We start from the raw sequence: 22,002 nt of genomic DNA on the forward strand, positions 1-22,002 counted from the left end.
GACGCATCATCAGCCCTCTTCGTGGAGTCCACCATGACCGGTCCGCAGCCCGTCCGATGGCACCGTCCGCTGCTGTGGTTCGCGGCGGCGATGGGTGTCCTCGCCCTCGTGTCCCTCGTCGGGATCTTCGTCGACGACCGGCTGGTCGTCGGCAGCCCCACCTGGCTCAAGCCGTTCAAGTTCGCCGTTTCCATGGGTGTGTACGCGGTGACCCTGGCGTGGCTGCTCCGGGCCGCCCGGCGTGGCCGGCGCACCGGCTGGTGGGCCGGGACGGTCGTCGCCGTCGCCGCCACCGTCGAGATGGCCCTGATCGTGCTGCAAGGGGTCCGGGGCCGGCCCAGCCACTTCAACAACTCCACCCCGTTCGACGAGACCGTGTGGTCGCTCATGGGCAACCTGGTCGTGGTGCTGTGGACGGCCAGCCTCGTCGTCGCGATCGTGGTCGCCTTCCAGCGCGGCGGCGACCCGGTGCTGAAGTCCGCGGCCCGGCTCGGTTTCACGCTGTCGCTCGCCGGGATGCTGGTCGCGTTCCTCATGACGCAGCCGACCGCCGAGCAGGACGCGGCCCTGGACCGGGGCGAGACGGTCGGCATCATCGGCGCGCACAGCGTCGGCGTCGCCGACGGCGGCCCGGCGATGCCCGTCACCGGCTGGTCGACGACCGGCGGCGACCTGCGCGTCGCGCACTTCGCCGGCATCCACGCCCTGCAGGCCCTGCCGCTGCTGGCGCTCCTGCTCGCCGCGGCCGCCCGGCGCCGGCCGTCGTCGGTGCCCGGCGAGCAGCAGGCCGCGCGGGGTCGGCTGTCCTCGGTGCTCGGGGAGCAGCGGGTCGCGCGGGGGCTCGTGCGGGCGGCGGCGCTCGGGTACGGCGGCCTCATCGCCCTGCTCACCTGGCAGGCGCTGCGCGGCCAGCCGCTGCTCGACCCGGACGGCAGGACGCTGCTCGCCGCCGGCGTCCTCGCGGTGACCGTGCTCTGCGCCGCCGGGATCGCCCTGCGCGGTCGCGGGAGGACGCCGATCGAGGAGAAGTCCCCGGCTATCGTCGGGGCGTGACGACAGACGATCTCGAACTGGCCATCGCCGCCGCCGAAGCGGGCGCGGCGGTGGTCCGTTCGCGCTTCGGGACCCGCCTGGACCGGTTCGCGAAGGGCGGCGGCGACTTCGCCACCGAGGCCGACATCGAGGCGGAGCGGGCGATCCTGGCGGTGCTGCGGGCCGCCCGGCCCGGCGACGCCGTGCACGGCGAGGAGTCCGGCCGCATCGGCGGCGGCGACCGTACGTGGCTCGTCGACCCCCTGTGCGGCACGCTCAACTACGCGGCCGGCGCGATGCTCGTGGCCGTCAACGTGGCGCTGCGCACGCCCGCGGGCACCACCGTGGCCGTGTCCATGGACCCGTTCGCCCGGGAGACGTTCTCGGCGGCCGCCGGGGTGGCCCGGGTGCGCCGCGACGGGGTGGAGGCGGACCTCGTACCGACGCCGCGGTCCGCTCTTGTCGACGTGAACCTCGACCCGCCGTTCCCGAACGGTCCCGCCTTCCACCCGGCGCGGCTCCTCGCGGATCCGGGGTTCGGCGAGCTGTTCCGGCCGCGGGTCGTGTCGAGCACCCTCGCCGTCGCGTGGGTCGCCGCGGGCCGGCGGGCGGCGTACGTGACCGACGGCGACCTGCGCGACAGCGTCCACTTCGCGGCCGGGATCGCGCTGTGCGAGGCCGCCGGCTGCGTGGTGACCGGGCTGCGGGGGCAGCCGCTGCACACCGGGGCCGGCGGCCTCGTCGCCGCCGCGGATCAGCGGACCCACGCGGCGCTGCTCGACCTCATCGAGCGGCAGTTCCAGCGCTGACGAGCTCCGGCTCGACCGCCGGCGGCTCCTCGCCGTGCAGCCGGGTGCCCTCGACGTCGACGTCGGGCAGGAGGCGGTCGAGCCAGCGCGGCAGCGCCCAGGCGCGGCGGCCCAGGAGCGTCATGACCGCCGGGACGAGGGTCATCCGCACCACGAACGCGTCGAAGAGGATGGCCGCGGCGAGCGCGAACCCGATCGACTTGATCATGGCCTCGGGCGACAGGATGAAGCCGGAGAACACGCTGATCATGATGATCGCGGCGGCGGTGACGACCCGGGCGCCGTGGCTGAACCCGTTGACGACGGCGTCCTTGGGCGCGGCGCCGTGCACGTGCTCCTCCCGCATGCGGCTGACGAGGAACACCTCGTAGTCCATGGCGAGGCCGAACACGATCCCGATGAGGATGACGGGGAGCAGGCTGACGATCGGGCCGGTCTGCTCGACGCCGATGAGGTCGGCGAGCCAGCCCCACTGGAACACGGCGACGACGGCGCCGAACGTGGCGGCGACGCTCAGCAGGAACCCGACGATCGCCTTCAGCGGCACGAGCACCGAGCGGAACAGCAGCGTCAGCAGCAGGAACGCGAGCACCACGATCACCGCCAGGTACGGCCCGAGCGCCGACCCCATCTTCGCCGAGATGTCGATGTTGACGGCGGTGGTGCCGGTGACGGCGAGCGCGGCACCGCCGGACGGCGGCATCGCCCGGATGGCGTGCACGAGGTCGGTGGTCTGTGCCGCGTCGGGCGCGGTCGCGGGGATCACCTGCAGGATCGCCGTGTCGCCGGCCGGGTTGAGCGCCGGCGGGCTGACGGTGACGACGCCGGGCAGCTCCGCGATGCGCGCGGCGGCGGCGGTCGCGGCGGCCTGCGGGTCGGGGCTGGCGGCGGCGTCGACGACGACCAGCAGCGGGCCGTTGAAGCCGGGGCCGAAGCCCTCGGTGAGCAGGTCGTAGGCCTTGCGCTGGGTCGTGGTGGGGCCGGCCATGTTGTCGCCGGGCAGGCCGAGGCGCATGTCGAGGACGGGCATGGCGACGATCCCGAGGCCGAGGACCGCGGCGACGAGCGTCAGGACCGGCCGCCGGGTGACGAGTGCCGCCCAGCGGCGGCCCATGGTGCCGTTGCCGTTGCCGTGCCTGCGGGCGGCGACGCGGCCCTTGGCCACCCGGTCGCCCGCGAAGCCGAGCAGCGCCGGCAGCAGGGTGAGGGCGATGAGCACCGCGACGATGACCGCACCGGACGCGGCGAGCCCCATCTGGGTCAGGACCGGGATGTTCACGACGGCGAGGGCGGCCAGGGCGATGACGACCGTCAGCCCGGCGAACGTGACGGCGGACCCGGCGGTGCCCACGGCCCGCCCCGCCGCCTCGGCGGGCGACCGGCCGAGCGCGACCTCGTGGCGGAACCGCGAGACGATGAACAGCGCGTAGTCGATGGCGACCGCGATGCCGAGCATCAGCGCGAGGGTCGGCGTGGTGCTGCTGAGGTCCACGAAGCCGGTCACGATCTGGATGCCGGCCATCGCGGCGCCCACGCCGAGCAGCGCGGTCAGCAGCGGCAGGCCGGCCGCGACCAGCGACCCGAGGGTGATCAGCAGGACGAGCGCGGCGATGAGCAGGCCGATCACCTCGCCGATGCCCTGCTCCGCCGGCGCCTGCAGGGCGTCGCCGCCGATCTCGACGGTCAGGCCCGCGTCGCGCCCGGCGCGGGTCGCGTCCACGAGCGCCGCCCGGTCGTCGTCCGTCAGGCCGATCGGCTGCACGGTGTAGGTCACCTGCGCGTAGGCGACGGTCCCGGCCTGGTTGACGGTCCCTTGCAGCGGGTCGGAGACGCCGGCGACCCGCCCGCCGGCCTTCAGCGCGGTGACGGTCCGCTCGACGGCGGCGGCGTTGCCGGGATCGGTGAGCTTCTGGCCGGCCGGCGCGGCGAACACCACCCGCGCCTGCGCGCCGCCCGCCCCGGCCTGCGGAAAGCGCTGCGCGAGCAGGTCCTGCGCCTCCTGCGCCTGCGTGCCCGGGATCTCGAACGAGCCGGCCGTCGGTCCCGACAGGGTCGCCGCGCCGGCGCCGAGGGCCGCGATCAGCGCCAGCCAGAGCACGAGGACGAGCTTCCGGCGGCGGAAGCTCAGCTTCCCGAGCCGGTACAGGTAGGTTGCCATGCCGACCACGGTCCCGGGCGGCGGCCCGGAAAGCGTCGTCCCGACGCAGACACCGGGCTACCACGGGCGTGGTAGCCGCCCGGGTGGTGGCTACTGCGGCCAGACGACGCCGCCGTCGCGAAAGGCCGCGTACGGTGCAGAGCATGGACGCCAGCGAGACCGCGCTCACCAGGGTGTGGAGATACGCGGCGGGCAGGCCACTGCTGCTGGACATGCTGCTCGCCCTCGTGCTGGCGTTCGCCGTGCTGCGCGCCGCCGCCGACGACCGGGCCACCAACGGCGACGTGATCGTCGCGGGCGTGGCGTTCGTCGCCGTCCTCATCCGCCGGCTGCGGCCCCTGGCGGCGCTCGGCATCGCCACGTCCGCGACCATCGGCGCGATCCTGCAGGGCGTCAGCAACCCGGGGCTGATCGTGGCGCTCGGCGTCATCACGTACTCGATCGCGGCGCACACCGACCGTCGCAAGGGCTGGGTGTGCGCGCTCGCCGCGTCCGGGTTCGTGTACCTGACGGGCCTCATCGTCGCCGCCGAGGACTGGTGGCGGGGCGAGACGCTCGGCATCTTCGCGTGGATCTTCATGGCGGCCGCGGTCGGCGACGCGGCGCGCACCCACCGCGCGTACGTCGCCGAGGTCGAGGAGCGCGCCCGCCGGGCGGAGCAGACCCAGGAGGACGAGGCCCGGCGCCGCGTCATGGACGAGCGGCTGCGGATCGCCAGGGAGCTGCACGACGTCGTCGCGCACCACATCGCGGTCATCAGCGTGCAGGCGGGCGCCGCCGCGCACGTCCTGCAGCGCCGGCCGGACCAGGTGGGCCCGGTCCTGAACCACATCCGCGAGGCGTCCGACACGGTGCTGAAGGAGATCCAGTCGGTGGTCGGGGTGCTGCGCGGCGCCGACGAGCGCGAGACCACCGAGCCCGCCCCCGGCCTCGCGCGGCTGCCGGAGCTGCTCGCCACGCTGGAGACGACCGGGTTCCCGGTGCGGCTCCGGCAGGTCGGGGAGGCGCGGGAGCTGCCCGCGATGGTGGATCTCGCGGCGTACCGCATCGTGCAGGAGGCCCTGACCAACGCCCACCGCTACGGTGACGGCTCGGCGCAGCTCCTCGTCGAGTACACCCCGGACGACGTGGTCCTCCAGGTCAGCAACCGGATGCGGGCGGCCGCGCAGAAGGGCGCCGGCTACGGGCTGCTCGGCATGCGCGAGCGCGCCGCGGCCGCCGGTGGGAGCGTGACCGCGTGCCCGGTCGGCGCCTCGGTGTTCCGGGTCCACGCGGTCCTGCCGGCGGAGCACGCATGACGATGGTGTTCCGGATCCACGCGGTCCTGCCGGCGGAGCACGCGTGACGATCCGGGTGCTGCTCGCGGACGACCAGGCGCTGATCCGCGCCGGCTTCAAGATGATCATCGACTCGGAGCCCGGCTTCGAGGTCGTCGGCGAGGCGGCCGACGGGCGGGAGGCCGTGGACCTGGCCCGCACCGCCCGCGCCGACGTCGTCCTCATGGACATCCGCATGCCGCGCATGGACGGCCTCGAGGCGACCCGCCGCATCGGCGCCGACGACAACCTGGCCGGCGTGCGGATCCTCGTGCTCACCACGTTCGAGACCGACGACAACGTGGTCCTCGCGCTGCAGGCGGGCGCCAGCGGGTTCCTCGGCAAGGGCGTCGCCCCCGCCGACCTGCTGCACGCGATCCGGGTGGTGGCGGGCGGCGAGCAGCTGCTGTCGCCGCGGGCGACCCGCGGGCTGGTGAGCCGCTTCCTGACCAGCCTCCGGCCGGACGCCGACGGGGCGCTGCCGGCGCTGGACCTGCTCACCGACCGGGAGCGCGAGGTCCTCGTCCTCGTCGCGCACGGCCTGTCCAACGACGACATCGCCGAGCGCCTCTTCGTGTCGCCGCTGACCGCCAAGACGCACGTCAACCGGGCGATGACGAAGCTGAACGTCCGGGACCGGGCGCAGCTGGTGGTCCTCGCGTACCAGAGCGGCCTGGTCCGCCAGGGCGACCCGCTGCCCGACCCACCCAACCGCTGACGGCCGGGCCGGGCGTCACCAGCCGATGCGGGCGAGGGCGAGGGCCACGAAGCCGCGCAGCGCCCGGTCGTCCCAGCCGGGCACGTCAGGCGGGAGCGGCCCGTCCGGGTCGGCGGCGACGGCGATCATCGTCAGGGCGGGCTCCGGGGTGGCGGCGCGGTGCCGGTACGCCAGCGCGATCGCCGCCGTCAGCGCCACCTGCCGATCCGGATGGTCGAGCCGCCCCCGGAGGTGCGTGTCGACGGCCGGGTCGTCGACCGGCAGGTGGGCGAGGGTCAGGTTGGCCGCGGCGCTCGCCGTCCCCAGCAGCGCCGCCACCCCCGACGGGGTGGGCGGGAGCCACGCCAGGAGCCCGGCGGCCAGCTCCGCGACCGCCGGATCCGCGTCACCCACCCAGCCGGTGACGGTCCCGGCGTGGGCGGCGAGGGCGTCGTAGGCGTCCCGGGCCCAGCGGTCGGCTCCCGCGTCGCCGGCCTCGTCGTCACCGGCCTCGTCGCCGGTGAGCCACAGGTTGAGCCGCAGCAGCTGCTCGTCGGTGACCGCGTCCGCCGCCGGGTAGGCGGCGCGCGCGTCGAACGGCAGGGCGTCGTCGCGGTGGTCGCCGATCGCCACCTTCCTTAGCATCCACAGGAGGTCGGCCCGGTCCGGGGTCGCCGGGTCGTCGGCGAGCGCGACCAGGAACGGCACGACGACGGCGCTGGCCTGCCACCGGGTGCCCTGGTGGTACAGGTGCGCGGACAGCTCGTTCCGGGCCCGGGCACGGGTCGCCGGCTCGGCCGCCGTCAACGCCTCCAGCAGGGCGGGGACGTGCTCGGAGGTGCCGTCGCAGCCGTACACCCGCTCCCAGGCCACCCCGGTCACGCGGTGTAGTAGCCCTCGACCGCCGCCCGGGCCGCGTCGAGCAGGGCCGGCCCCTCCTGAGGGACCCGCGGAGAGCCGCCGGCGGGCTTCAGCGCGTCGAGCTGCCCGGCGGACAGGGCGTACACGACCCGGCCGAGGCCGGAGCGGTCGATGCCGCCGGTGCACATGCCGCAGGGCTGGCAGCTGGTGTACATCGTGGTGGCGGCGGCGTCCTCGGCGGTCAGGTGGCGCGCGGCCCAGCGGGCCAGCTTCAGCTCCGGGTGGGCGCTGATGTCGTCGTCGGACAGGACCGTGTTGTGCTCCTCGGCGAGGACCCGGCCGCCGGCGACGAGCAGCGACCCGAAGGGCGCCTCACCCGCCGCGCGGGCCTCGACGGCGATCGCGATCGCCCGGCGCAGGAACCGCTCGTCGTCCGGGGTCACGACGCCTCCGGCAGGGTCATGGTGCCGCGGGCGACGACCAGGCCGGAGCCGCTCACGCGCACCCGCGGACCGGCGACGGTCACGGTGATCCGGCTGGGCCGGCCCATCGAGTGCCCCTGCTCGACGATGACGGTGACCTCTCCCTGGCCGCCGGGCTCACCGGCCGCCAGCAGCGCGGCGAGGGGGCCGGCGGCGGTCCCGGTCGCCGGGTCCTCCGCGATGCCCATGGCCGGGTTGAAGAATCTCGCGTAGGCCGTGGCGTCCTTGTCGACGGTGTCGCCGGTGTACAGATAGCAGCCCTCACCCCCGACCTGCCGAAGCGCGGCGGTGAGCCGGGCGTCGTCGGGCGCGGCCCGGTCCACGGCGGCGCGGTCGCGCACCGGCACGAGCAGGTGCCCCGCGCCGGTGGAGACCACCTGGGCGGGCCGGTCGGCGACGAGGTCCTCCTCGCGCAGCCCGAGGGCGGCGGCCAGCCCGGCCCGGTCGCTGACGACGGCGCCGAAGACGGGCGGCGACTGTTCCATGGTCACCACCACCCGCCCGTCGTCGTGCCGCACGTGGACGGGCAGCACGTCCTCGCCGATCTCCTGCGTGAAGTCGCCACCGCCGTCCAGGCCGCCCGGGCCGGCGAGCCACAGCCAGGCGCCGAGGGCGTTGTGGCCGGCGCCGTACACCTCCTCCCCAGTCGGCGTGAAGGACCGCAGCCGCCGCGTCGCCCCCGGCCGCGTGGGCGACTGGACGAACGTGGTCTCCGATTGGTTGAACTCGCGGGCGATCGCCCGCATCTGGGGGTCGGTGAGCCCGTCGGCGTCGGTCACGAGGGTGAGCGGCGCGCCGGTGAGCGGGGCCGAGGCGAACACGTCGACATAGACGAACGAGGTTTCAGGCACACCTCGACGCTACGGCCCGCCACCCACCGGGTGGAGGCCGTTTGTGCGGCATCGCGGGCGGTTCGCCGCAGGATCTGCGGTAGCCTGCCGCGATGACCGCACCCGGGCTCGACGAGGTGGACCGGCAGCTGCTCGCGGCGGTGCAGCGGGACGCCCGCGCGTCGCTGACGTCCCTCGCGGCCGCGATCCACCTGGGCGTGTCCGCGACGCGGGCCCGCCTGCGCGGCCTGGAGGAGCGGGGCGTCATCACCGGCTACACGGCCAGGGTCGACCCGGTCGCCTGCGGCCTGCCGCTGCGCGCGGTCGTGCGCATGAAGGTGCACGGCGCCCTGTACGACAAGGTCGCCGCCGTCCTGGACCGCGAGCCGCAGATCGTGCGCTGCGTCCGCGTGACCGGCGAGGCGTGCTACGTCGCCGAGATCGTCGCCGCCGACATGCCGGACCTCGCCCGCATCACCTCCGAGCTCGCCCGCGTCGGCTCCATCACCACCGACATGGTCTACGAGGTCGTCGCCGACCGCGCGATCCCGGCCCGGTAGACCTGGCTCAGTCGAGCCGGCGGCGGCCGGCGAAGCCGAGGTCGGCGCGGTGATACCAGGCGAGGTCGCGGTCGCCCTCCAGCCAGCACAGCAGCACCGGCATGCCGTCGAGCTCGGCCGGGAAGTCGAGCAGCAGCGGCGCCACGCCCTTGAGGTGCGCCCCGCTCTGCTGCACCTCGGTGACCAGCTCGTCGAACCTGGCGGACCTGGCCTTCCACTCCGGCAGCCCACCCAGCGCCGTCGCGGCGCCGCCGGGTGCGAGCGCCGCCGCCAGCTCCGCAGCGTCCGCCCGCACGGCGACGAGCTCGTCGAGCAGTGGCCGCAGCCGGCCGAGCGCCGCCCGCGCCTCCGCCACTGTGTACAGACCCATGCACCAAGTCTGGCACCCGTCCACCCGCACCGGGTGATCCGGACCGGGTCAGCCCGAAGCGGTCGTCTCCGGGGTGCCGGAATGGTCCCTGGCCCGGGCGCGGACCACGACGACCGGGCGGTCGGACTTGTGCACGAGGGTGTCGGAGGTGCTGCCCAGCAGCAGCTCGCTGAGCTTGCGGTGCCCGTGCGCGCCGACCACGATGCCGGGGCTGTCGTGCTCCCGGGCCACGCGCAGCAGGGTGTCGGCGGGGGTCAGGTCGTCGGCGACGGCGAGCGCGGTGGCGGTGGTGAAGCCGGCCTCCCGGGCGAGCTGCGCGCCCTGCCGGGCGGTCTGCTTCGCCGACTCGTACGCGGCCTCGTCCATCTCGGCGGCGCTGCGCAGGTCCAGTGCGGCCGGTGGGAGCTCGAAGCCCGGCACGGGCAGCGTCAGGGGTTCGAAGCGCCGCCCGGCCTCCCACACCGTGACGACGAGCGCCGGTTGCGGGCCGAGCAGGGCCGCCGCGTCGCGCACCGCCTGCCGTGCGGCCGCGGAGCCGTCGAAACCGAGGATCACCGGTCCTCCTGTGGTCACCGTTCCCACCGTACCGACGGATCCGCCGGCTGCGGGGTGAGCTCCAGGTGGTCCGTCTCCTCGCCCGGGGCGCTGGCAGAATTGCCGGATGGACTCGGAGCGGCGACACGCACACCGTCGCCGCGCCGCATCACCAGCCGCGACGGGGTGCCGCTGCCGCCGGAGCAGTACGTCGCCCTGGCGGCGGCGTTCGGCGCGAACCCGGCCGCCGCCGACGCGGTCGCATGGCTGCGACGGTCGGCGGCGGCCCGGGTCGCCGCGATCACCCCCGCACTGTCCTGACGGAGAGCTTCGGGTCGGCGGCGATCGACGCCTCCGAGTAGCGGCAGTCGCGCAGCTGCTTGTTGCGGAACAGCAGCGTCTGGTCGGTGTGGTTGGGCGAGCTCGGGTCGGTGGACTCGCTGTAGGTGAGGACGCAGCGCGCCGACGGGCCGGAGGACGTGTACGCGAGCGTCAGCAGGAAGCTGGTGCCGTAGTTCACGACGTACCCGCGGTCGGTGAGGTCGCTGCCCTCGGCGAACGTGCCCGGGTTCATGAACGGCTCACGGGACGAGCCCGGGAACGGTTCGTACTGCGCCATGTTGGCGATGCCGACGTTCTCCGTCGAGCCGGGCACCGGGATCCGCTGGCCGGCCTTCACGGTGTACTGGACGGACTGCAGCTGCACGTTCAGCGGCAGGCCGACGGCGCGCATCCGCAGCATCGCGCGGGCGAGCCCCGTCAGCAGCGGCGCCGGGTCGGCCGGTGCGCCGCGCGGGGTGCGGCCGGGGTCCGCGGGGTTGAACGCCACGCCGAACAGGGGACCCGCGGTCGTGAGCGCGTCGGGGTGCTCGGCAAGGACCGCGCCGATCGTCTCCCGCCACAGCACCGCGCCGCGGCTCGGCAGGTCGAACAGCCGGTCCCAGGCGGCAAGCGCGGCGCAACCGGCACTGATGTCGACCGGCGTGCCGTCCACGTTCACGGGCCGGGTGCCCTGCGCGCGGCAGGACGCCACCGTGTACCCGGCGAGCTCCGCGGCCGTCAGCGAGTCGCCGGAGAGGATGGCGGTGCCGAGGCCGGCGAGGTCGAAGCGGGCCGTGCCGTTGATGAGCCGCAGGTTCTGCCGCGACCGCGCCGACAGCGGCGTGCCCTCCGAGCCCTGCAACGGCGAGAAGCCGGTCAGGAAGGCGTTCTGGTTCGGCACCCAGTGGCTGTCGTTGGAGTTGAAGACGTAGTCGCGCCGCTGCAGCTGCGGCTGCTGGGCGAACGGGATCAGCCCCGGCGAGCGCGCCCCGGGCTGCACGACCCACGCGTTGGCGCTGTCGCTGCCGTTCAGCGCGCCGAGCGGGTGGTTCGCCATCTCCGTCAGCGACGCCACGGACAGGTTCGGCGTCGGCGACGAGTCGGTGTACCAGGCGTTGCCGGCAGAGTCGGTCGCGACCGTGTTCACCCACGGGATGCCCTGGTCGCGGCCGATCGACGCGCGCAGGCCGGCGACGTCGGTGGCGCGGGCCATGTTCATCCACACCCGCAGCAGCCGGTCGTTGTCGATGTTGGCGTCGCGGTATGTGTACGCCGTCGTCGCCGTCCACCCGAACGCGGGGTCGATCGCCGACAGGTCCAGCACCGGCCCGTACCGGGTGAACCACATGGTGCGGGTGACGGTCTGCAGCGCGCCGCCCTGGTTGACCCGGATCGTCACCTGCTTCGACGTCATCGCCTCGGGCCGCCCGTCCACGAGGTACGTGGTCGGCGAGCCGGGGACGAGGTCGACGGAGTAGAAGGTGAAGCGCGACCCCTCCGCGACCGTGTGCGTCCACGCGACCTTGTCGGTGAAGCCGATCTGCACCCCGGGGATGCCGCCGAGGCTCGCGCCGTACACGTTGAGACTCCCGGGGACGGTCAGCTGCGACTCCCAGAACTTGAGCTCGCCCTCCCACGGGAAGTGCGGGTTGCCGACCAGCATGCCCCGCCCGGTCTGGGTCTTGTCCGCGCCCAGCGCCCAGCCGTTGCTGGACAGGGCCTTCTGCTGCCGCAGCGCGGCCAGCCCGTCGGTGGTGACCTCCGGCGCGATCGCGAGCGCGGCGCTCGCGCTGCCCGGCGGGGTGGCCGAGGCGATCGGGGCGAGCAGCGCGCCGCCGCTGGCCAGCAGCGCGATGTCGCGCTGGTACGCGAGGACGTCGACCGCGGAGATCGGCGCGATCCACGGCTGGCCGGCGCACCAGCCGGGCACCCTGGCGGGGCCGGCGGCGGCCAGGAACGCGTTGAAGCCGCGCACGTAGCCGTTGAGCACGTCGCGCTCCTCGGGCTGCAGCCTGGTGAGCTGCTCCCGGGCGCGGTCGACGAGGCCCAGCGACTGGTACGCGAAGTCGGTCGCCAGGTTGGCGCCGTCGGGCCCGGGGCCGAACCACCGCGACCGCTCGCTGCGGACCTTGACGACCTGGTCGGCGAGGTCGCAGAACCGGTCCTCGGCGTAGGCCCAGCCCTGCCCGAACGCGGCGCCGCCGACGCTGGTGGCCAGCACGTGCGGCACGCCGTAGCTCGTGCGCCTGATCACCGCGGTGTAGGCGCCGGAGGTGACGGTCTCCGCGGCGGCCGCGCCGGCGGGCACGCCGACGAATGCCGGCGCGAGCAGGCCTGCTGCCGATAACAATGTGAAGATCCGACGGACGCGGTGCACGGCTCCTCCGATGTGACGCAGCTGATTGACGGTGGCTCGAATCTGCGCTTTTCACCATGTGCAAGAAGACGCGTTTCAATGACGAATGCGGCGTTTTCCCCGGTCGCCGGGGTGCGCGACACGTCAGGCCACCATATTGCAATCAGTGACCTTTGTACTACCGTCAATGCCGGATCTATCGAGATTCGCTGATCAACTCGAAGATTGATCGAATTCGCCGGTCCGCCGGTTCATGCTGGGCGGGTGGCCTTGCCGTCCAGCCACAGGGTGTCGCTGCCGTCGCGGTGGGTGCCGGTCGTGCCCACGTGCTTGCCGGGGATCTTCGGGCCGTTCTTGATCACGTGGACGAGCGCCATCGCGTGGCCGCGCCCGAGGTCGAAGTCCGCCTTCAGCCAGTCGACGATCGCGCCGGCCTTGACCCCGGGCGTGTCCAGCCCCCGCGCCGCTGCAAGCCCGAGCAGCTCCCGCGGGGTCTTGCCGGTCTTGGTCTCGATGTTGTCGAGGTACGCCTGGAACGACATGTCGGTCTCCTCTGTCGCCGGCACGCTCACCGTGCCGCTACAGACGCGTCGAACGGCTCGCCGCGCTTTCGACATCCGCCCCGGAACTTTTTCGCCCGGCCTTCAGTCGTCGAGGTCGACCCCCTTCGCCACGGCCAGGGCGACCGCCTTCCTGGCCTGCTCGACGTCCGTGACGACGGGGGTCAGCAGCTTCGACAGGGCCTCGAGCGCGCCCCGGTCGGTCCCGTACGCGCAGAACATGCCGGCCTCCGGGTCGTAGGAGAACCGCCCGCCCAGGTCCGGCGCCTCGACGCTCACCAGCAACCGCGCGATCGCCTCCCAGAAGTAGCCGTGCGGTTCGTGCCCCAGGGACTCGACGGCGGTGTCGACCTGGGTGCTCCCGGCGTTCAGCAGCAGCGAGTACTTGCCCGGCGACGTCTCGATCAAGCGCAGAGGATTCATCCGCACATCCTGACAGGCGCCGCACACCGGGTCAGAAGAGCTCGGCGAGCAGGGCGGCGGCGCGGGCGGCGCCGTCGGCCGGCACGGCGCGGTAGGCGACCGGGCGGTCGATCTCCTCCGCGATCGCCGCCGCGAGCGAGTCGGGGGTGAGGGTGTCGTAGTCCATCCGCCGCCCGGCGCCGTGCCGGCGGAGCCGGTGCGTGACGTGGAACTGCTGCTCGAAGTGGTTGCGCAGCGGCACGTAGATGAACGGCCGCCCCGCCGCCGTCAGCTCCATGCACGTCGTGAGCCCGCCCTGCACCACCGCCAGGTCGCACGCGGCGAGGTGCCGGTCCAGCCCCGGCACGTACGGCAGGACGTCCAGCCCCGGCGGGGCCGCCACCGTGGCCGGGTCGATGCGGGGGCCGGCCACCAGGATCATCCGCAGGCCCGGCACCCGCCTGGCCGCCTCCGGGAACGCCGCGGCGACGAGCCGGAGCAGGTGCCCGCCGACCCCGGACCCGCCGACGGTGACCACGCAGACCCGCTCGCCGGGCCGGTACCCGAGCGACGCCCGCAACGCGCTCCGCTCCTCGTCGGTCGCCGTACCGGCGACGTAGCCGGCGAAGTCGTAGTGCTCCGTGGTCCAGTCCCTGATGCGGGGCAGCCCGGGCCCGAACGGCTCGTCGATGACGTCGTCGGGGTCGCCGACGAAGATGGACCGGTCGCGCAGGCGCGGGTACCGGTCGATGTGGCCGATCATCTCGGCGTTGTAGTCGGCGGCGACGAGGGCCTCGCGCTCGCCGCCGGACGGCATCGGCAGGAAGCCGACGAAGTCGGTGAGCCACGCGTACGCCGAACGCTTCAGCTCGGGGTTCTCGTGCAGGAAGTGGTCGACGTCCCACGCCTCGTCGCCGACGACGAGGTCGTAGCGCTCCGCCTCCAGCAGGTCGTGGAACACCATGAAGTTGGCGACGAGGATCTCGTCCATCCTGCGCAGCGCCTCGAAACAGTGCAGGTCGTGCTCGCCGGACTCGCTCTCCACGTGCGCGGACTCGTTGACCAGGAAGCGGCTCGCGGGGTGGACGCGCTCGCCCGCGTCGGCGAGCATCCGGGTCACGGGGTCCTGGGTGAGCCAGTCGATCTCGACGCCGGGCCGCAGCTCGCGCAGCTTCGCGGCGATGGCGAGGTCGCGCCGGGCGTGACCGAGACCGATCGGCGAGGACAGGTAGAGCACCCGCCGGGGCCGGGACTGCCAGCGGCCCCAGGCGCGGCGGACCGGCGCCGCCGGGCGGAACCGCTCGGCGAACCCGCGCACCAGCAGGTTGACCTGGACGGGGTCGCGGGCGAGCGGGATGTGGCCGCCGCCGTCGATGACCACCAGGTCGCCGCCGGTGAGGTCGGCGAGCGCCTCGCCGCGGGCCGGCGGGGCGACGCGGTCGTCGCTGCCGTGCAGCACCAGCACCGGGCCGCGCAGCCGGCCGCACCAGTCCTCGATCTCCTCGCGCCCGGGCCGGTCGGCCTGGCTCTCGACGTCGAGCACGGCCCCGGTGGTTTCGAGGGCCCAGGCGACGCCGTCCTCGACCTGCTTCGTGGAGTGCGGCTCGCTGAAGCACTGCCCCATGAAGAACCAGGCGAAGTCCTCGTACCGCGACCGCCAGTACCGTCGGTTGTACTTGCGCCAGTGGTTCGCCGGGTCGGCGCCGAGCCGGGGCACCGCCGACGGTGGCAGGTCGGGCGCGGTCCGGTCGTCCAGCCCGCCGGAGGCCGCGCGGGCCTGCGAGAGCGGCGTGAGCGCGATCGAGGCGCCGATCGCGACCGTGCCGTGCACCCGCCCGGGATGCTCGGCGGCGAGTTCCAGCGCCCAGTTGACCGCGCGGGACAGCCCGACGACGACGGCCTGGTCCGTGCCGGTCGCGTCGAGCACGGCGAGCGCGTAGGCGACCTGCGCCGCCTGCCCGTACGCCCGCGGGGTCACCGGCCGGTCGGACCGCCCGTTGCCGGGCCCGTCGTACGTGACGACGCGGAAGTGCCGGGCCAGATACGGCACCTGCAGCTTCCAGACCCGCTTGTGCACCAGCGTCCACGTCGGCAGCAGCAGGATCGTCGGGCCGCCGGCACCGTGCACCTCATAGTGAATCTTGACGCCGTCGTGCTCGACGAACCCCTCGGCGTCGGCCTGTCGCGCCCGCATCGCCCGTACCCTTCCCTCAGCGCACCGGACGGGGCACGAAGCGCGGCACCCGGCGCAGGTAGTCCTCGTAGGGTTCGCCGAGCTGGACGCGCAGGTCGCGCTCCTCCAGGCGGACACCCACCATGATGTAGCCGGTCGACGCCAGGGCGAAGACCAGGCGCCCGACGCTCAGGTCCGGCGCCGCCCAGAACGCGATCAGGAAGCCGACCATGAGCGGGTGCCGGACGAGCCGGTAGACGAGCGGCTCGCGGAGGCCCGGCTCGGCGTAGTGCCGGTCACGGGCGCGGGCCAGCACCTGGCGCAGGCCGAAGAGGTCGAAGTGGCCGACGGCGAACGTGCTGAACACCAGGATCGCCCAGCCGAGCGCGTAGCCCGCCCAGAGGACGCCGCGGGCCCAGGCCGGGCCGACGGACCAGACGGTGGCGGGCAGCGGCTGCCACTGCCAGAACAGCAGGACCAGCACCGCGGTCGAGGCGAGGACGAAGGTGCTGCGCTCGATCGCGGCCGGGACGAAGCGGGTCCACCAGCGCTTGAACCACGGGCGGGCCATGACGCTGTGCTGGACGGCGAACAGCGTCAGCAGCGCCGAGTCGACGAGCAGCGCCCGCCAGGCCGGGCCGGCGGTGCCGTCGTCGATGCCCTTGGGCACGCCGACGCCGGCCAGGAACCCGATCGCGTAGAGCAGCGCGGCGACGAAGACCAGGTAGGCCGCCGCGCCGTAGCCGACCACCGAGATCTTGCGAATCATGGTGCCACCTCCCTTGTTCGGTCGACCGACCGACAATCAGCAAGGTAGCATTCGGTCGACCGACCGAACAAGCACGCATCGATTGGGGACGGTTTGAACACGCAGGGCCGCATCATCGAGGCGGCGAGGACGTGCCTGCTCGCGGACGGATACGCCGCGCTGTCCACCCGCCGGGTCGCCGAGCGGGCCGGGGTGCCGCTCAGCCAGATCCACTACCACTTCGGCGGGAAGCAGGGCGTCATCCTCGCCCTGCTCGACCATGAGAATCAGCAGCTCGTGGCGCGTCAGGTCCGCATGTACGGCGCCGAGACCCCCCTCTGGAAGCGCTACGAGCAGGCGTGCGACTTCCTCGACGACGACCTCGCCTCCGGTTACGTGCGGGTGCTGCAGGAGATGATCGCGGCCGGCTGGTCCGACCCGCAGGTGGCGGCGCGGGTGACCGCGATGCTGGAGGCGTGGTTCGCCGTGCTGGTGCAGGTGTCGACGGAGGCCGAGCAGCGGTTCGGGTCGCTCGGGCCGATGCGCCCGGGCGACGTCGCCGGGCTCATCGGCCTGTCGTTCCTCGGCGGTGAGGCCGTCGTCCTGCTCGGCAGCGAGGAATGGAGCGGCCGCGTCCGCGGCTGGCTGCGCAGCGTCGGCGACCTCATCCGCCACTTCGAGGAGGGCGACGTCAGCGGGCCGTCCCGAAGTTGATGCTGAGGTTCGACGGGTCCGGGGCAGCGTTGTGCCGGGCGGGACGGTAGCCGCGCACGGCACCCGAGAGGTAGACGAGGAGGGCGCCGACGAGCCACGGGTACAGGACCGAGACGAACATCAGCGGCAGCATCATCCCGGCGGGGAGCCAGACCATCAGGCCGGCCACCGCATAGACGGCCAGGCGCTTCAGGCCCCGGCTGAGCGGCTTGTCGCCCGGCGTGAGCCCCCTGAGCATGTCGATCAGCGACTTCACCAGCAGCACCAGGCCGACGAGGATCGCCAGCAGCGCGGCCTGGAAGGTGCGCGGGTCGAGGATGTCCACCTTCGCGTCGGACGCGTCGGCCTGGATCGCCTCGGCGAAGAGCGTGCGGGCGCCCCGCAGGTCCGCGCCGCCGAGGTCCGCCTGGGTGAGTGACGCGCCGGTGAAGTCGGCACCGCGCAGGTCCGCCTTCGGCAGGTCGGCCTGGCCGAGGTCGGCGCCGGCGAACGACGCGTCGCGGGCATCGACGAGATCCAGGTGCGCCTGGCCGAGGTCGGCGTCGTCGAACGACGCGTCACGGGCGTCGACGCGGTCCAGGTGCGCCTGGGTGAGGTCGGCGTCGTCGAACCGGGCGCCGCGCAGGTTGGCGCCGGTCAGCGTGGCCTGCACCAGGTCCGTGCCGCGGAACGAGGCGCCGTGGGCGTCGATGCCGGACAGGTCCTCCTGGCCCAGGTCGAGGCCGTCGAGGACGGCGCCGTGCAGGTCGGCGCAGGTGAGGTCGGGCAGGCCCTCGGTGGTGGTGATGTGCTGCCCGGCGAGCTGCGCCCGGGTCTCGGGGCAGTCGGGCCCGGGAGCCGGCTCCGCGGCGGCGGGGGCGGCACCGACGAGCACGGCGATGATCAGCAGAGCGCCCGCGGCGCGGGCGAGGCGGATGGTCGGCACGCGCAACAGCATCGAGCGTCATGCACTCCCGCCGCCGCACTCCGTCTGGATCACGACACGGTAGCGCCGGTCACGCCCGCCCGGGCGCCCTCATGACCATGTCAGGGATGCTCGGTGGGCCCAGTAGTCCGCGGGGGTCTCGGCGGGCGGGAGCGGGTCGGGGTCGTCGACGTCCAGGGCGCGCAGGTTGGCGGCGAGCTGCGCGGTCGTGGCCGCGCCGGACAGCACCACGCCCGCCCACGGCTGGCGCAGCGCCGCGGCGACGGCGGCCGCGTCGCAGCCGGCGAGCCGCCCGTTCGCCAGGGACTCCTTGACGATGACGGTGCGGCCGTCCGCGTGCGCCTCGGCGAGGGCCGGCCCGGCGGACGGCTCCAGCGGGTTCCACGTCGCCTGCACGGTGCGGAACAGCGGCTCGCCGCCCACCTCGACGCGCAGCGCGGCCCGGATCGCGTCGGCCTGGCACGGCCCGCTGGTGGACAGCCCGACGGTGACGCCGGTGGCGGCGAGGTCCGCGAGCCGCCGGTGCAGGGTGGCGTCGGTGAGCGCGGTGCTCTCCGGTGTCACGGAGTGGATCTGGTACAGGTCGAGCCGGTCCCCGAACAGGTCCAGGGTCTCGGCGACCTGCCGGTCGAACGTGGCGACGGAGTGGTCCTTCGACTCGTGCACGGGCGCGTCGACCCGCCATCCGGCCGTGTACGTGTAGCCCCACTTCGACCCGGCGACGGCGCCCGCCTTCCCGGGCAGCCAGCCGGCGAGGAACTCCTCCGCCAGCCCGTAGGAGCGGGCCACGTCGAAATACCGGACCCCGGCGGCGTACGCGGCGTCGAGCAGCTCGTGGCTGCGGGCCCGCAGCGCCTCGACCGACCGGTCCGCGGGCAGATCCCGCTCCCGGCCGAGGTTGATGTACCCGGGCCGCCCCACGGCGGCGAGCCCGAGCCCGATCCTGTTCTCCGGTGGCGCGAACGGCATGACCGATCCTATGCCGTGCGGCGGCGCCGGATAAGCATCACGACACCCACCACGCCGGCGGTCAGCGCCACCGCGCCGACGGCGAGGATCGTGGGCCAGATCGAGTAGCCGCCGGTCTTTCCGGTCGCGGGCTGGGCGACCGCCGTCGCGGCCGCGGCGGCGGACGGCGGGGCGGCGTGCAGCTTGGCCGCCTCCTCCGGGGTGACGAGGTGCCCGACGGACGTCCCGGTCGGCAGGGCGAACCCCCAGTCGAGCAGCATCGTGCCCTGCTTCCACGCGCGGGCGGGCACGATCTCGGCGCCCATGACGGTGACGACGAGCCGCCGCCCGTTGCGCTGGGCGGCGCCGACGTACGTGTGCCGGGCCTCGTCGGTGAAGCCGGTCTTGCCGCCGATCGCGCCCTGGTAGCTGGTGAGGAGCTTGTTCTCGTTCTGGATCTGGAAGCCCTTCGGGTCCTTCGGCGGCTGCGCGGGCCACTGGTAGGCGAGGGTGGTGTCGTACGTGATGAAGTCCGGCCGGGCGAAGTCGGCGCGGGCGATGAGGGCCAGGTCGTAGGCGCTGGTGAGCTGGTCGGGGGCGTCGAGCCCGGACGGGGTGACGGCGTGGGTGTCGTCGGCGCCGAGCCGGCGCGCCTCGGCGTTCATCGCGTCGATCGTGGCGGCCACCCCGCCCTCCCCACCGGCGACGCGGGCGAGGGCGTTGGCGGTGTCGTTGCCGGACTGCAGCAGCAGCCCGAGCCACAGCGTCGACACCGGGTACTTCCCGCCCACGATCATGCCGACGGCGGAGCTGTCCTTGGGCAGGTCGAGGTCCTCGGCAGTCGCCTCGACGACCTGCGCGGGGTCCAGCTTCGGCAGGGCGGTCGCGGCGAGCAGCAGCTTCTGCACGCTCGCCGGCCGGCGGCGCAGGTGCGGCGCGCACGCGCCGAGGACCTCGCCGGTGTCGAGGTCGGCGACGATCCACGACATGGCCGACAGCGTCGGCGGCGCCGCCGTCCCGGCCGCCACGGCCAGCCCGGTCGTGCCGAGCTGGTCCCCGCCGACGGCCTGGGCCGCGGGGTCCAGCACGGGTGACGGCGGCGTCGGCGGGATGGTGGGGATCGAGGCGTAGGGGCAGGGCACCACCGCGGGAGGCGCCGCACCGAGCACCGGAGCGGGCCACGCCAACAACCCCGCGCTCACCACGGCCGCCACCAGACCCGTCGCTCTCATGGCGGGCAGACTAACGCTCCGCGGCGAGGTACGCCCCCGCACCACCGCCAACCACGATCGACACCACCCCGGACACCAGCAGGCTGAAGGCCTGGCCGGTCCGGCGCGGCGCCAGGGCGAGCCAGGCGACGATCAGGTGGAGCCCCCATGGCCTGCCACCCATGAGCGATCCGTGTCCATGGCCGCGGCGTGGGCGGCAAGGACATCGACGGCGGCGGCGACGGCCGGGCGGGCGGCGGCGCTGTCCCGCCACAGGGCGAACACCCGCCTGGCCGGCTGGGGGTCGATCGGCACCAGCCGGACCCCCGCCGGCACGGGGTCGCGGCCGAGCCGCGGGATCACGGCCGCGCCGAGACCGGCGGCGACGAGCGCCAGCTGCGTCGAGTGCTCCGACGCGGTGTGCCGGATCCGGGCCTGGGCGCCGTGCCGGCGCAGGGTGGCGGCGAGCCAGTCATGGCAGATCTGGCCCGTGCTCCAGCCGATCCAGTCGTCGCCGGCCAGGTCGGTGACGGCGACCGCCGACCGCCCCGCGAGGGGGTGCCCGGCGGGCAGCGCCACGTCGAACGGGTCGTCCAGCAGATGCCGGCGGGACAGGCCGTCCGGGACGCCGAGGACGTCGTCGGACCAGTCCTGCACGACGGCGACGTCCAGGTGGCCGCGGCGCAGCGCGGCGACCGCCGCGTCGGGCTCCCGCTCCGACAGCGACACGTCCAGGTCGGGGAAGCGGCCGGTCAGCTCGGCCAGGACGCCGGGCAGCAGCCCCCGGGCCGCGGTCGCGAACGCGGCGACGGCGAGCGGCCCGGCGACGACGCCGCGGTGCTCGGCGAGGCCCGCCTCGACCCGCTCGACCAGGTTGAGCACGTCGGCGGCGCTGCGGGCGAGGACGGCGCCGGCCTCGGTGACCCGGATGCCGCGGCCCTGCCGCTCGACGAGGCGCTGGCCGACCTCCCGCTCCAGGCGGGCCATCTGCTGCGACACGGCCGACGTGGTCACGTGCAGCGCGGCGGCGGCCCCGCCGACCGAGCCGGTCGTCCAGATGGTGTGCAGCACGCGGAGGCGCTCCAGGTTCAACACCGTAGCGATGCTACGCGATTATCTGAAGAACCTTTCACTTGTCCTTACCAGTCGCGGGCAGCAGGGTGAACCGCATGGAGACAACCTTTGCCATCGGCGGCGACATGAAGGTCCACCGGCTCGGGTTCGGCGCGATGCGGCTCACCGGCCGGCCCGCGACACCGGAACGGGAGACCGCCCTGACCGTCGCCCGCCGGGCCGTCGAGCTCGGCGTCACGCTCGTCGACACCGCCGACTCCTACGACCTGGGCGCCAACGAGGAGCTCGTCGCCGAGGCGCTGCGCCCCTACCGGGACGGCGTCGTCGTCGCCACCAAGGGCGGGCAGGTCAACCTCGGCCGGGAGTGGATCCCGCTCGGGAGGCCCGAGTACCTGCGCCAGCAGGCCGAGCTGAGCCTGCGGCGACTGAAGGTCGACCGCATCGACCTGTACCAGCTCCACCGCGTCGACCCCAAGGTGCCCCTCGCGGACCAGATCGGGGCGCTGCGGCGGCTGCGCGACGAGGGGAAGGTCCGGCACGTCGGACTGTCGGAGGTGACCGTCGAGCAGCTCGTCGAGGCGTCGCGGATCATGCCGATCGCCAGCGTGCAGAACCGCTACAACCTCACCGACCGCGCCTCCGAGCCGGTGCTGGAGCACTGCGAGCGGCACGGCATCGCGTTCCTGCCGTGGCTGCCGGTGGCGCCCCTGAGCAGGGGCTCCGACACCAGCGGGGACGCCGTCAGCCGGGTCGCCGCGCGGCTCGGCGCGACCCGGACGCAGGTCGCCCTGGCCTGGCTGCTGCACCGCTCCCCCGTCGTGCTGCCGATTCCCGGCACGTCCCGGCTCGCGCACCTCGAGGAGAACGTCGCCGCCGCCGGCATCACGCTCGACCCGGCCGACCTGGACGAGCTCGAGTAGG

At 74.2% G+C, this 22,002-nt stretch carries 24 protein-coding genes; 8 read left to right on the forward strand and 16 right to left on the reverse strand.

Going from position 1 to position 22,002, the window contains the following annotated elements:
• The first annotated feature begins 33 nt into the window (after window positions 1-33).
• The gene (locus tag ABD332_RS45045; protein WP_344510569.1) at window positions 34-1,053 is read left to right on the forward strand and encodes a hypothetical protein; all 1,020 of its coding nucleotides are present in this window, start codon (window positions 34-36) and stop codon (window positions 1,051-1,053) included.
• Window positions 1,050-1,841 carry an inositol monophosphatase family protein gene (locus ABD332_RS45050; RefSeq protein ID WP_344510571.1) on the forward strand — a complete coding sequence of 264 codons (792 nt, stop codon included), beginning with the start codon at window positions 1,050-1,052 and terminating at the stop codon, window positions 1,839-1,841. The genes ABD332_RS45045 and ABD332_RS45050 overlap by 4 nt, the downstream gene beginning before the upstream one ends.
• Here ABD332_RS45050 and ABD332_RS45055 read toward each other — a convergent pair.
• On the reverse strand, window positions 1,816-3,999 hold the full coding sequence (locus ABD332_RS45055) for an MMPL family transporter (RefSeq protein WP_344510573.1): 2,184 nt from the start codon (window positions 3,997-3,999) through the stop codon (window positions 1,816-1,818). The two genes, ABD332_RS45050 and ABD332_RS45055, sit on opposite strands and share 26 nt — an antisense overlap.
• Before the next feature lie 143 nt (window positions 4,000-4,142).
• Here ABD332_RS45055 and ABD332_RS45060 point away from each other — a divergent pair, with 143 nt between their 5' ends.
• Both ABD332_RS45060 and ABD332_RS45065 read left to right on the forward strand, forming a co-directional pair.
• The gene (locus ABD332_RS45060; protein ID WP_344510575.1) at window positions 4,143-5,297 is read left to right on the forward strand and encodes a sensor histidine kinase; all 1,155 of its coding nucleotides are present in this window, start codon (window positions 4,143-4,145) and stop codon (window positions 5,295-5,297) included.
• 43 nt (window positions 5,298-5,340) lie between these two features.
• Entirely contained in the window at window positions 5,341-6,033 is a 693-nt protein-coding gene (locus tag ABD332_RS45065; protein WP_344510577.1) for a response regulator, read from the forward strand.
• Between the two features lie 15 nt (window positions 6,034-6,048).
• Here ABD332_RS45065 and ABD332_RS45070 read toward each other — a convergent pair whose 3' ends face one another.
• From ABD332_RS45070 to ABD332_RS45080, 3 genes are read right to left on the reverse strand one after another with little or no spacing between them, the layout of a single operon-like run.
• Window positions 6,049-6,894, reverse strand: a complete 846-nt coding sequence (locus ABD332_RS45070) for a hypothetical protein (RefSeq protein WP_344510579.1) — start codon at window positions 6,892-6,894, stop codon at window positions 6,049-6,051.
• Window positions 6,891-7,316, reverse strand: a complete 426-nt coding sequence (locus tag ABD332_RS45075; protein ID WP_344510581.1) for a nucleoside deaminase — start codon at window positions 7,314-7,316, stop codon at window positions 6,891-6,893. The genes ABD332_RS45070 and ABD332_RS45075 overlap by 4 nt, the downstream gene beginning before the upstream one ends.
• Window positions 7,313-8,206, reverse strand: a complete 894-nt coding sequence (locus tag ABD332_RS45080; RefSeq protein WP_344510583.1) for a PhzF family phenazine biosynthesis protein — start codon at window positions 8,204-8,206, stop codon at window positions 7,313-7,315. Before ABD332_RS45080 ends, ABD332_RS45075 begins: the two co-directional genes overlap by 4 nt.
• Before the next feature lie 92 nt (window positions 8,207-8,298).
• Here ABD332_RS45080 and ABD332_RS45085 point away from each other — a divergent pair, with 92 nt between their 5' ends.
• On the forward strand, window positions 8,299-8,745 hold the full coding sequence (locus ABD332_RS45085) for an Lrp/AsnC family transcriptional regulator (RefSeq protein WP_344510585.1): 447 nt from the start codon (window positions 8,299-8,301) through the stop codon (window positions 8,743-8,745).
• Between the two features lie 7 nt (window positions 8,746-8,752).
• Here ABD332_RS45085 and ABD332_RS45090 read toward each other — a convergent pair whose 3' ends face one another.
• Both ABD332_RS45090 and ABD332_RS45095 read right to left on the reverse strand, forming a co-directional pair.
• On the reverse strand, window positions 8,753-9,115 hold the full coding sequence (locus ABD332_RS45090; protein WP_344510587.1) for a DUF2203 domain-containing protein: 363 nt from the start codon (window positions 9,113-9,115) through the stop codon (window positions 8,753-8,755).
• 48 nt (window positions 9,116-9,163) lie between these two features.
• The gene (locus tag ABD332_RS45095; protein WP_344510589.1) at window positions 9,164-9,688 is read right to left on the reverse strand and encodes a universal stress protein; all 525 of its coding nucleotides are present in this window, start codon (window positions 9,686-9,688) and stop codon (window positions 9,164-9,166) included.
• Window positions 9,689-9,769: 81 nt separating this feature from the next.
• Between ABD332_RS45095 and ABD332_RS45100 the strand changes: the two genes are divergently transcribed.
• Complete coding sequence (locus ABD332_RS45100) at window positions 9,770-9,970, forward strand: hypothetical protein (RefSeq protein ID WP_344510591.1); 201 nt, start codon at window positions 9,770-9,772, stop codon at window positions 9,968-9,970.
• Here ABD332_RS45100 and ABD332_RS45105 read toward each other — a convergent pair.
• The 5 genes from ABD332_RS45105 to mddA form a co-directional block, all read right to left on the reverse strand.
• On the reverse strand, window positions 9,951-12,347 hold the full coding sequence (locus ABD332_RS45105; RefSeq protein WP_344510593.1) for a penicillin acylase family protein: 2,397 nt from the start codon (window positions 12,345-12,347) through the stop codon (window positions 9,951-9,953). The genes ABD332_RS45100 and ABD332_RS45105 overlap by 20 nt on opposite strands.
• 230 nt (window positions 12,348-12,577) lie before the next feature.
• The gene (locus ABD332_RS45110) at window positions 12,578-12,868 is read right to left on the reverse strand and encodes a DUF4287 domain-containing protein (protein WP_344510595.1); all 291 of its coding nucleotides are present in this window, start codon (window positions 12,866-12,868) and stop codon (window positions 12,578-12,580) included.
• A 102-nt stretch (window positions 12,869-12,970) separates the two neighbouring features.
• A complete protein-coding gene (locus ABD332_RS45115) occupies window positions 12,971-13,309 on the reverse strand; it encodes an Imm51 family immunity protein (RefSeq protein WP_344510597.1) in 339 nt (112 codons plus the stop codon).
• 31 nt (window positions 13,310-13,340) lie between these two features.
• Window positions 13,341-15,482, reverse strand: a complete 2,142-nt coding sequence (locus tag ABD332_RS45120) for an alpha/beta fold hydrolase (protein ID WP_344510599.1) — start codon at window positions 15,480-15,482, stop codon at window positions 13,341-13,343.
• A 16-nt stretch (window positions 15,483-15,498) separates the two neighbouring features.
• On the reverse strand, window positions 15,499-16,230 hold the full coding sequence (gene mddA / locus ABD332_RS45125; RefSeq protein ID WP_344510600.1) for a methanethiol S-methyltransferase: 732 nt from the start codon (window positions 16,228-16,230) through the stop codon (window positions 15,499-15,501).
• Window positions 16,231-16,323: 93 nt separating this feature from the next.
• Between mddA and ABD332_RS45130 the strand changes: the two genes are divergently transcribed.
• Window positions 16,324-16,923: a TetR/AcrR family transcriptional regulator gene (locus tag ABD332_RS45130; protein WP_344510602.1), complete on the forward strand. Its 600-nt coding sequence runs from the start codon at window positions 16,324-16,326 to the stop codon at window positions 16,921-16,923.
• On the opposite strand, the gene ABD332_RS45135 is transcribed toward ABD332_RS45130, so the two are convergent.
• From ABD332_RS45135 to ABD332_RS45155, 5 genes are all read right to left on the reverse strand, one after another.
• Window positions 16,901-17,848 (reverse strand): pentapeptide repeat-containing protein, encoded by a 948-nt coding sequence (locus ABD332_RS45135; protein ID WP_344510604.1) that lies wholly within the window; start codon window positions 17,846-17,848, stop codon window positions 16,901-16,903. The genes ABD332_RS45130 and ABD332_RS45135 overlap by 23 nt on opposite strands.
• Before the next feature lie 90 nt (window positions 17,849-17,938).
• A complete protein-coding gene (locus ABD332_RS45140) occupies window positions 17,939-18,817 on the reverse strand; it encodes an aldo/keto reductase (RefSeq protein WP_344510606.1) in 879 nt (292 codons plus the stop codon).
• An 8-nt stretch (window positions 18,818-18,825) separates the two neighbouring features.
• The gene (locus tag ABD332_RS45145) at window positions 18,826-20,028 is read right to left on the reverse strand and encodes a D-alanyl-D-alanine carboxypeptidase family protein (RefSeq protein WP_344510608.1); all 1,203 of its coding nucleotides are present in this window, start codon (window positions 20,026-20,028) and stop codon (window positions 18,826-18,828) included.
• Window positions 20,029-20,038: 10 nt separating this feature from the next.
• Window positions 20,039-20,191 (reverse strand): hypothetical protein, encoded by a 153-nt coding sequence (locus ABD332_RS45150; RefSeq protein WP_344510610.1) that lies wholly within the window; start codon window positions 20,189-20,191, stop codon window positions 20,039-20,041.
• Window positions 20,161-21,102: a LysR substrate-binding domain-containing protein gene (locus tag ABD332_RS45155; protein WP_344510611.1), complete on the reverse strand. Its 942-nt coding sequence runs from the start codon at window positions 21,100-21,102 to the stop codon at window positions 20,161-20,163. Before ABD332_RS45155 ends, ABD332_RS45150 begins: the two co-directional genes overlap by 31 nt.
• Window positions 21,103-21,176: 74 nt before the next feature.
• Here ABD332_RS45155 and ABD332_RS45160 point away from each other — a divergent pair, with 74 nt between their 5' ends.
• Entirely contained in the window at window positions 21,177-22,001 is an 825-nt protein-coding gene (locus tag ABD332_RS45160; protein ID WP_344510613.1) for an aldo/keto reductase, read from the forward strand.
• Window position 22,002 lies beyond the last annotated feature (1 nt).

Origin of the sequence: Dactylosporangium maewongense (assembly GCF_039531485.1) — a bacterium.
GTDB lineage: Bacteria > Actinomycetota > Actinomycetes > Mycobacteriales > Micromonosporaceae > Dactylosporangium > Dactylosporangium maewongense.

Coding starts and splice junctions, on each gene's coding strand:
- ABD332_RS45115 (WP_344510597.1), bottom strand. CDS start 13,309: ATGAATCCTCTGCGCTTGATCGAGACGTCGCCGGGCAAGTACTCGCTG.
- ABD332_RS45055 (WP_344510573.1), bottom strand. CDS start 3,999: ATGGCAACCTACCTGTACCGGCTCGGGAAGCTGAGCTTCCGCCGCCGG.
- ABD332_RS45085 (WP_344510585.1), top strand. CDS start 8,299: ATGACCGCACCCGGGCTCGACGAGGTGGACCGGCAGCTGCTCGCGGCG.
- ABD332_RS45110 (WP_344510595.1), bottom strand. CDS start 12,868: ATGTCGTTCCAGGCGTACCTCGACAACATCGAGACCAAGACCGGCAAG.
- ABD332_RS45150 (WP_344510610.1), bottom strand. CDS start 20,191: ATGGGTGGCAGGCCATGGGGGCTCCACCTGATCGTCGCCTGGCTCGCC.
- ABD332_RS45090 (WP_344510587.1), bottom strand. CDS start 9,115: ATGGGTCTGTACACAGTGGCGGAGGCGCGGGCGGCGCTCGGCCGGCTG.
- ABD332_RS45120 (WP_344510599.1), bottom strand. CDS start 15,482: ATGCGGGCGCGACAGGCCGACGCCGAGGGGTTCGTCGAGCACGACGGC.
- mddA (WP_344510600.1), bottom strand. CDS start 16,230: ATGATTCGCAAGATCTCGGTGGTCGGCTACGGCGCGGCGGCCTACCTG.
- ABD332_RS45140 (WP_344510606.1), bottom strand. CDS start 18,817: ATGCCGTTCGCGCCACCGGAGAACAGGATCGGGCTCGGGCTCGCCGCC.
- ABD332_RS45145 (WP_344510608.1), bottom strand. CDS start 20,028: ATGAGAGCGACGGGTCTGGTGGCGGCCGTGGTGAGCGCGGGGTTGTTG.
- ABD332_RS45160 (WP_344510613.1), top strand. CDS start 21,177: ATGGAGACAACCTTTGCCATCGGCGGCGACATGAAGGTCCACCGGCTC.
- ABD332_RS45060 (WP_344510575.1), top strand. CDS start 4,143: ATGGACGCCAGCGAGACCGCGCTCACCAGGGTGTGGAGATACGCGGCG.
- ABD332_RS45045 (WP_344510569.1), top strand. CDS start 34: ATGACCGGTCCGCAGCCCGTCCGATGGCACCGTCCGCTGCTGTGGTTC.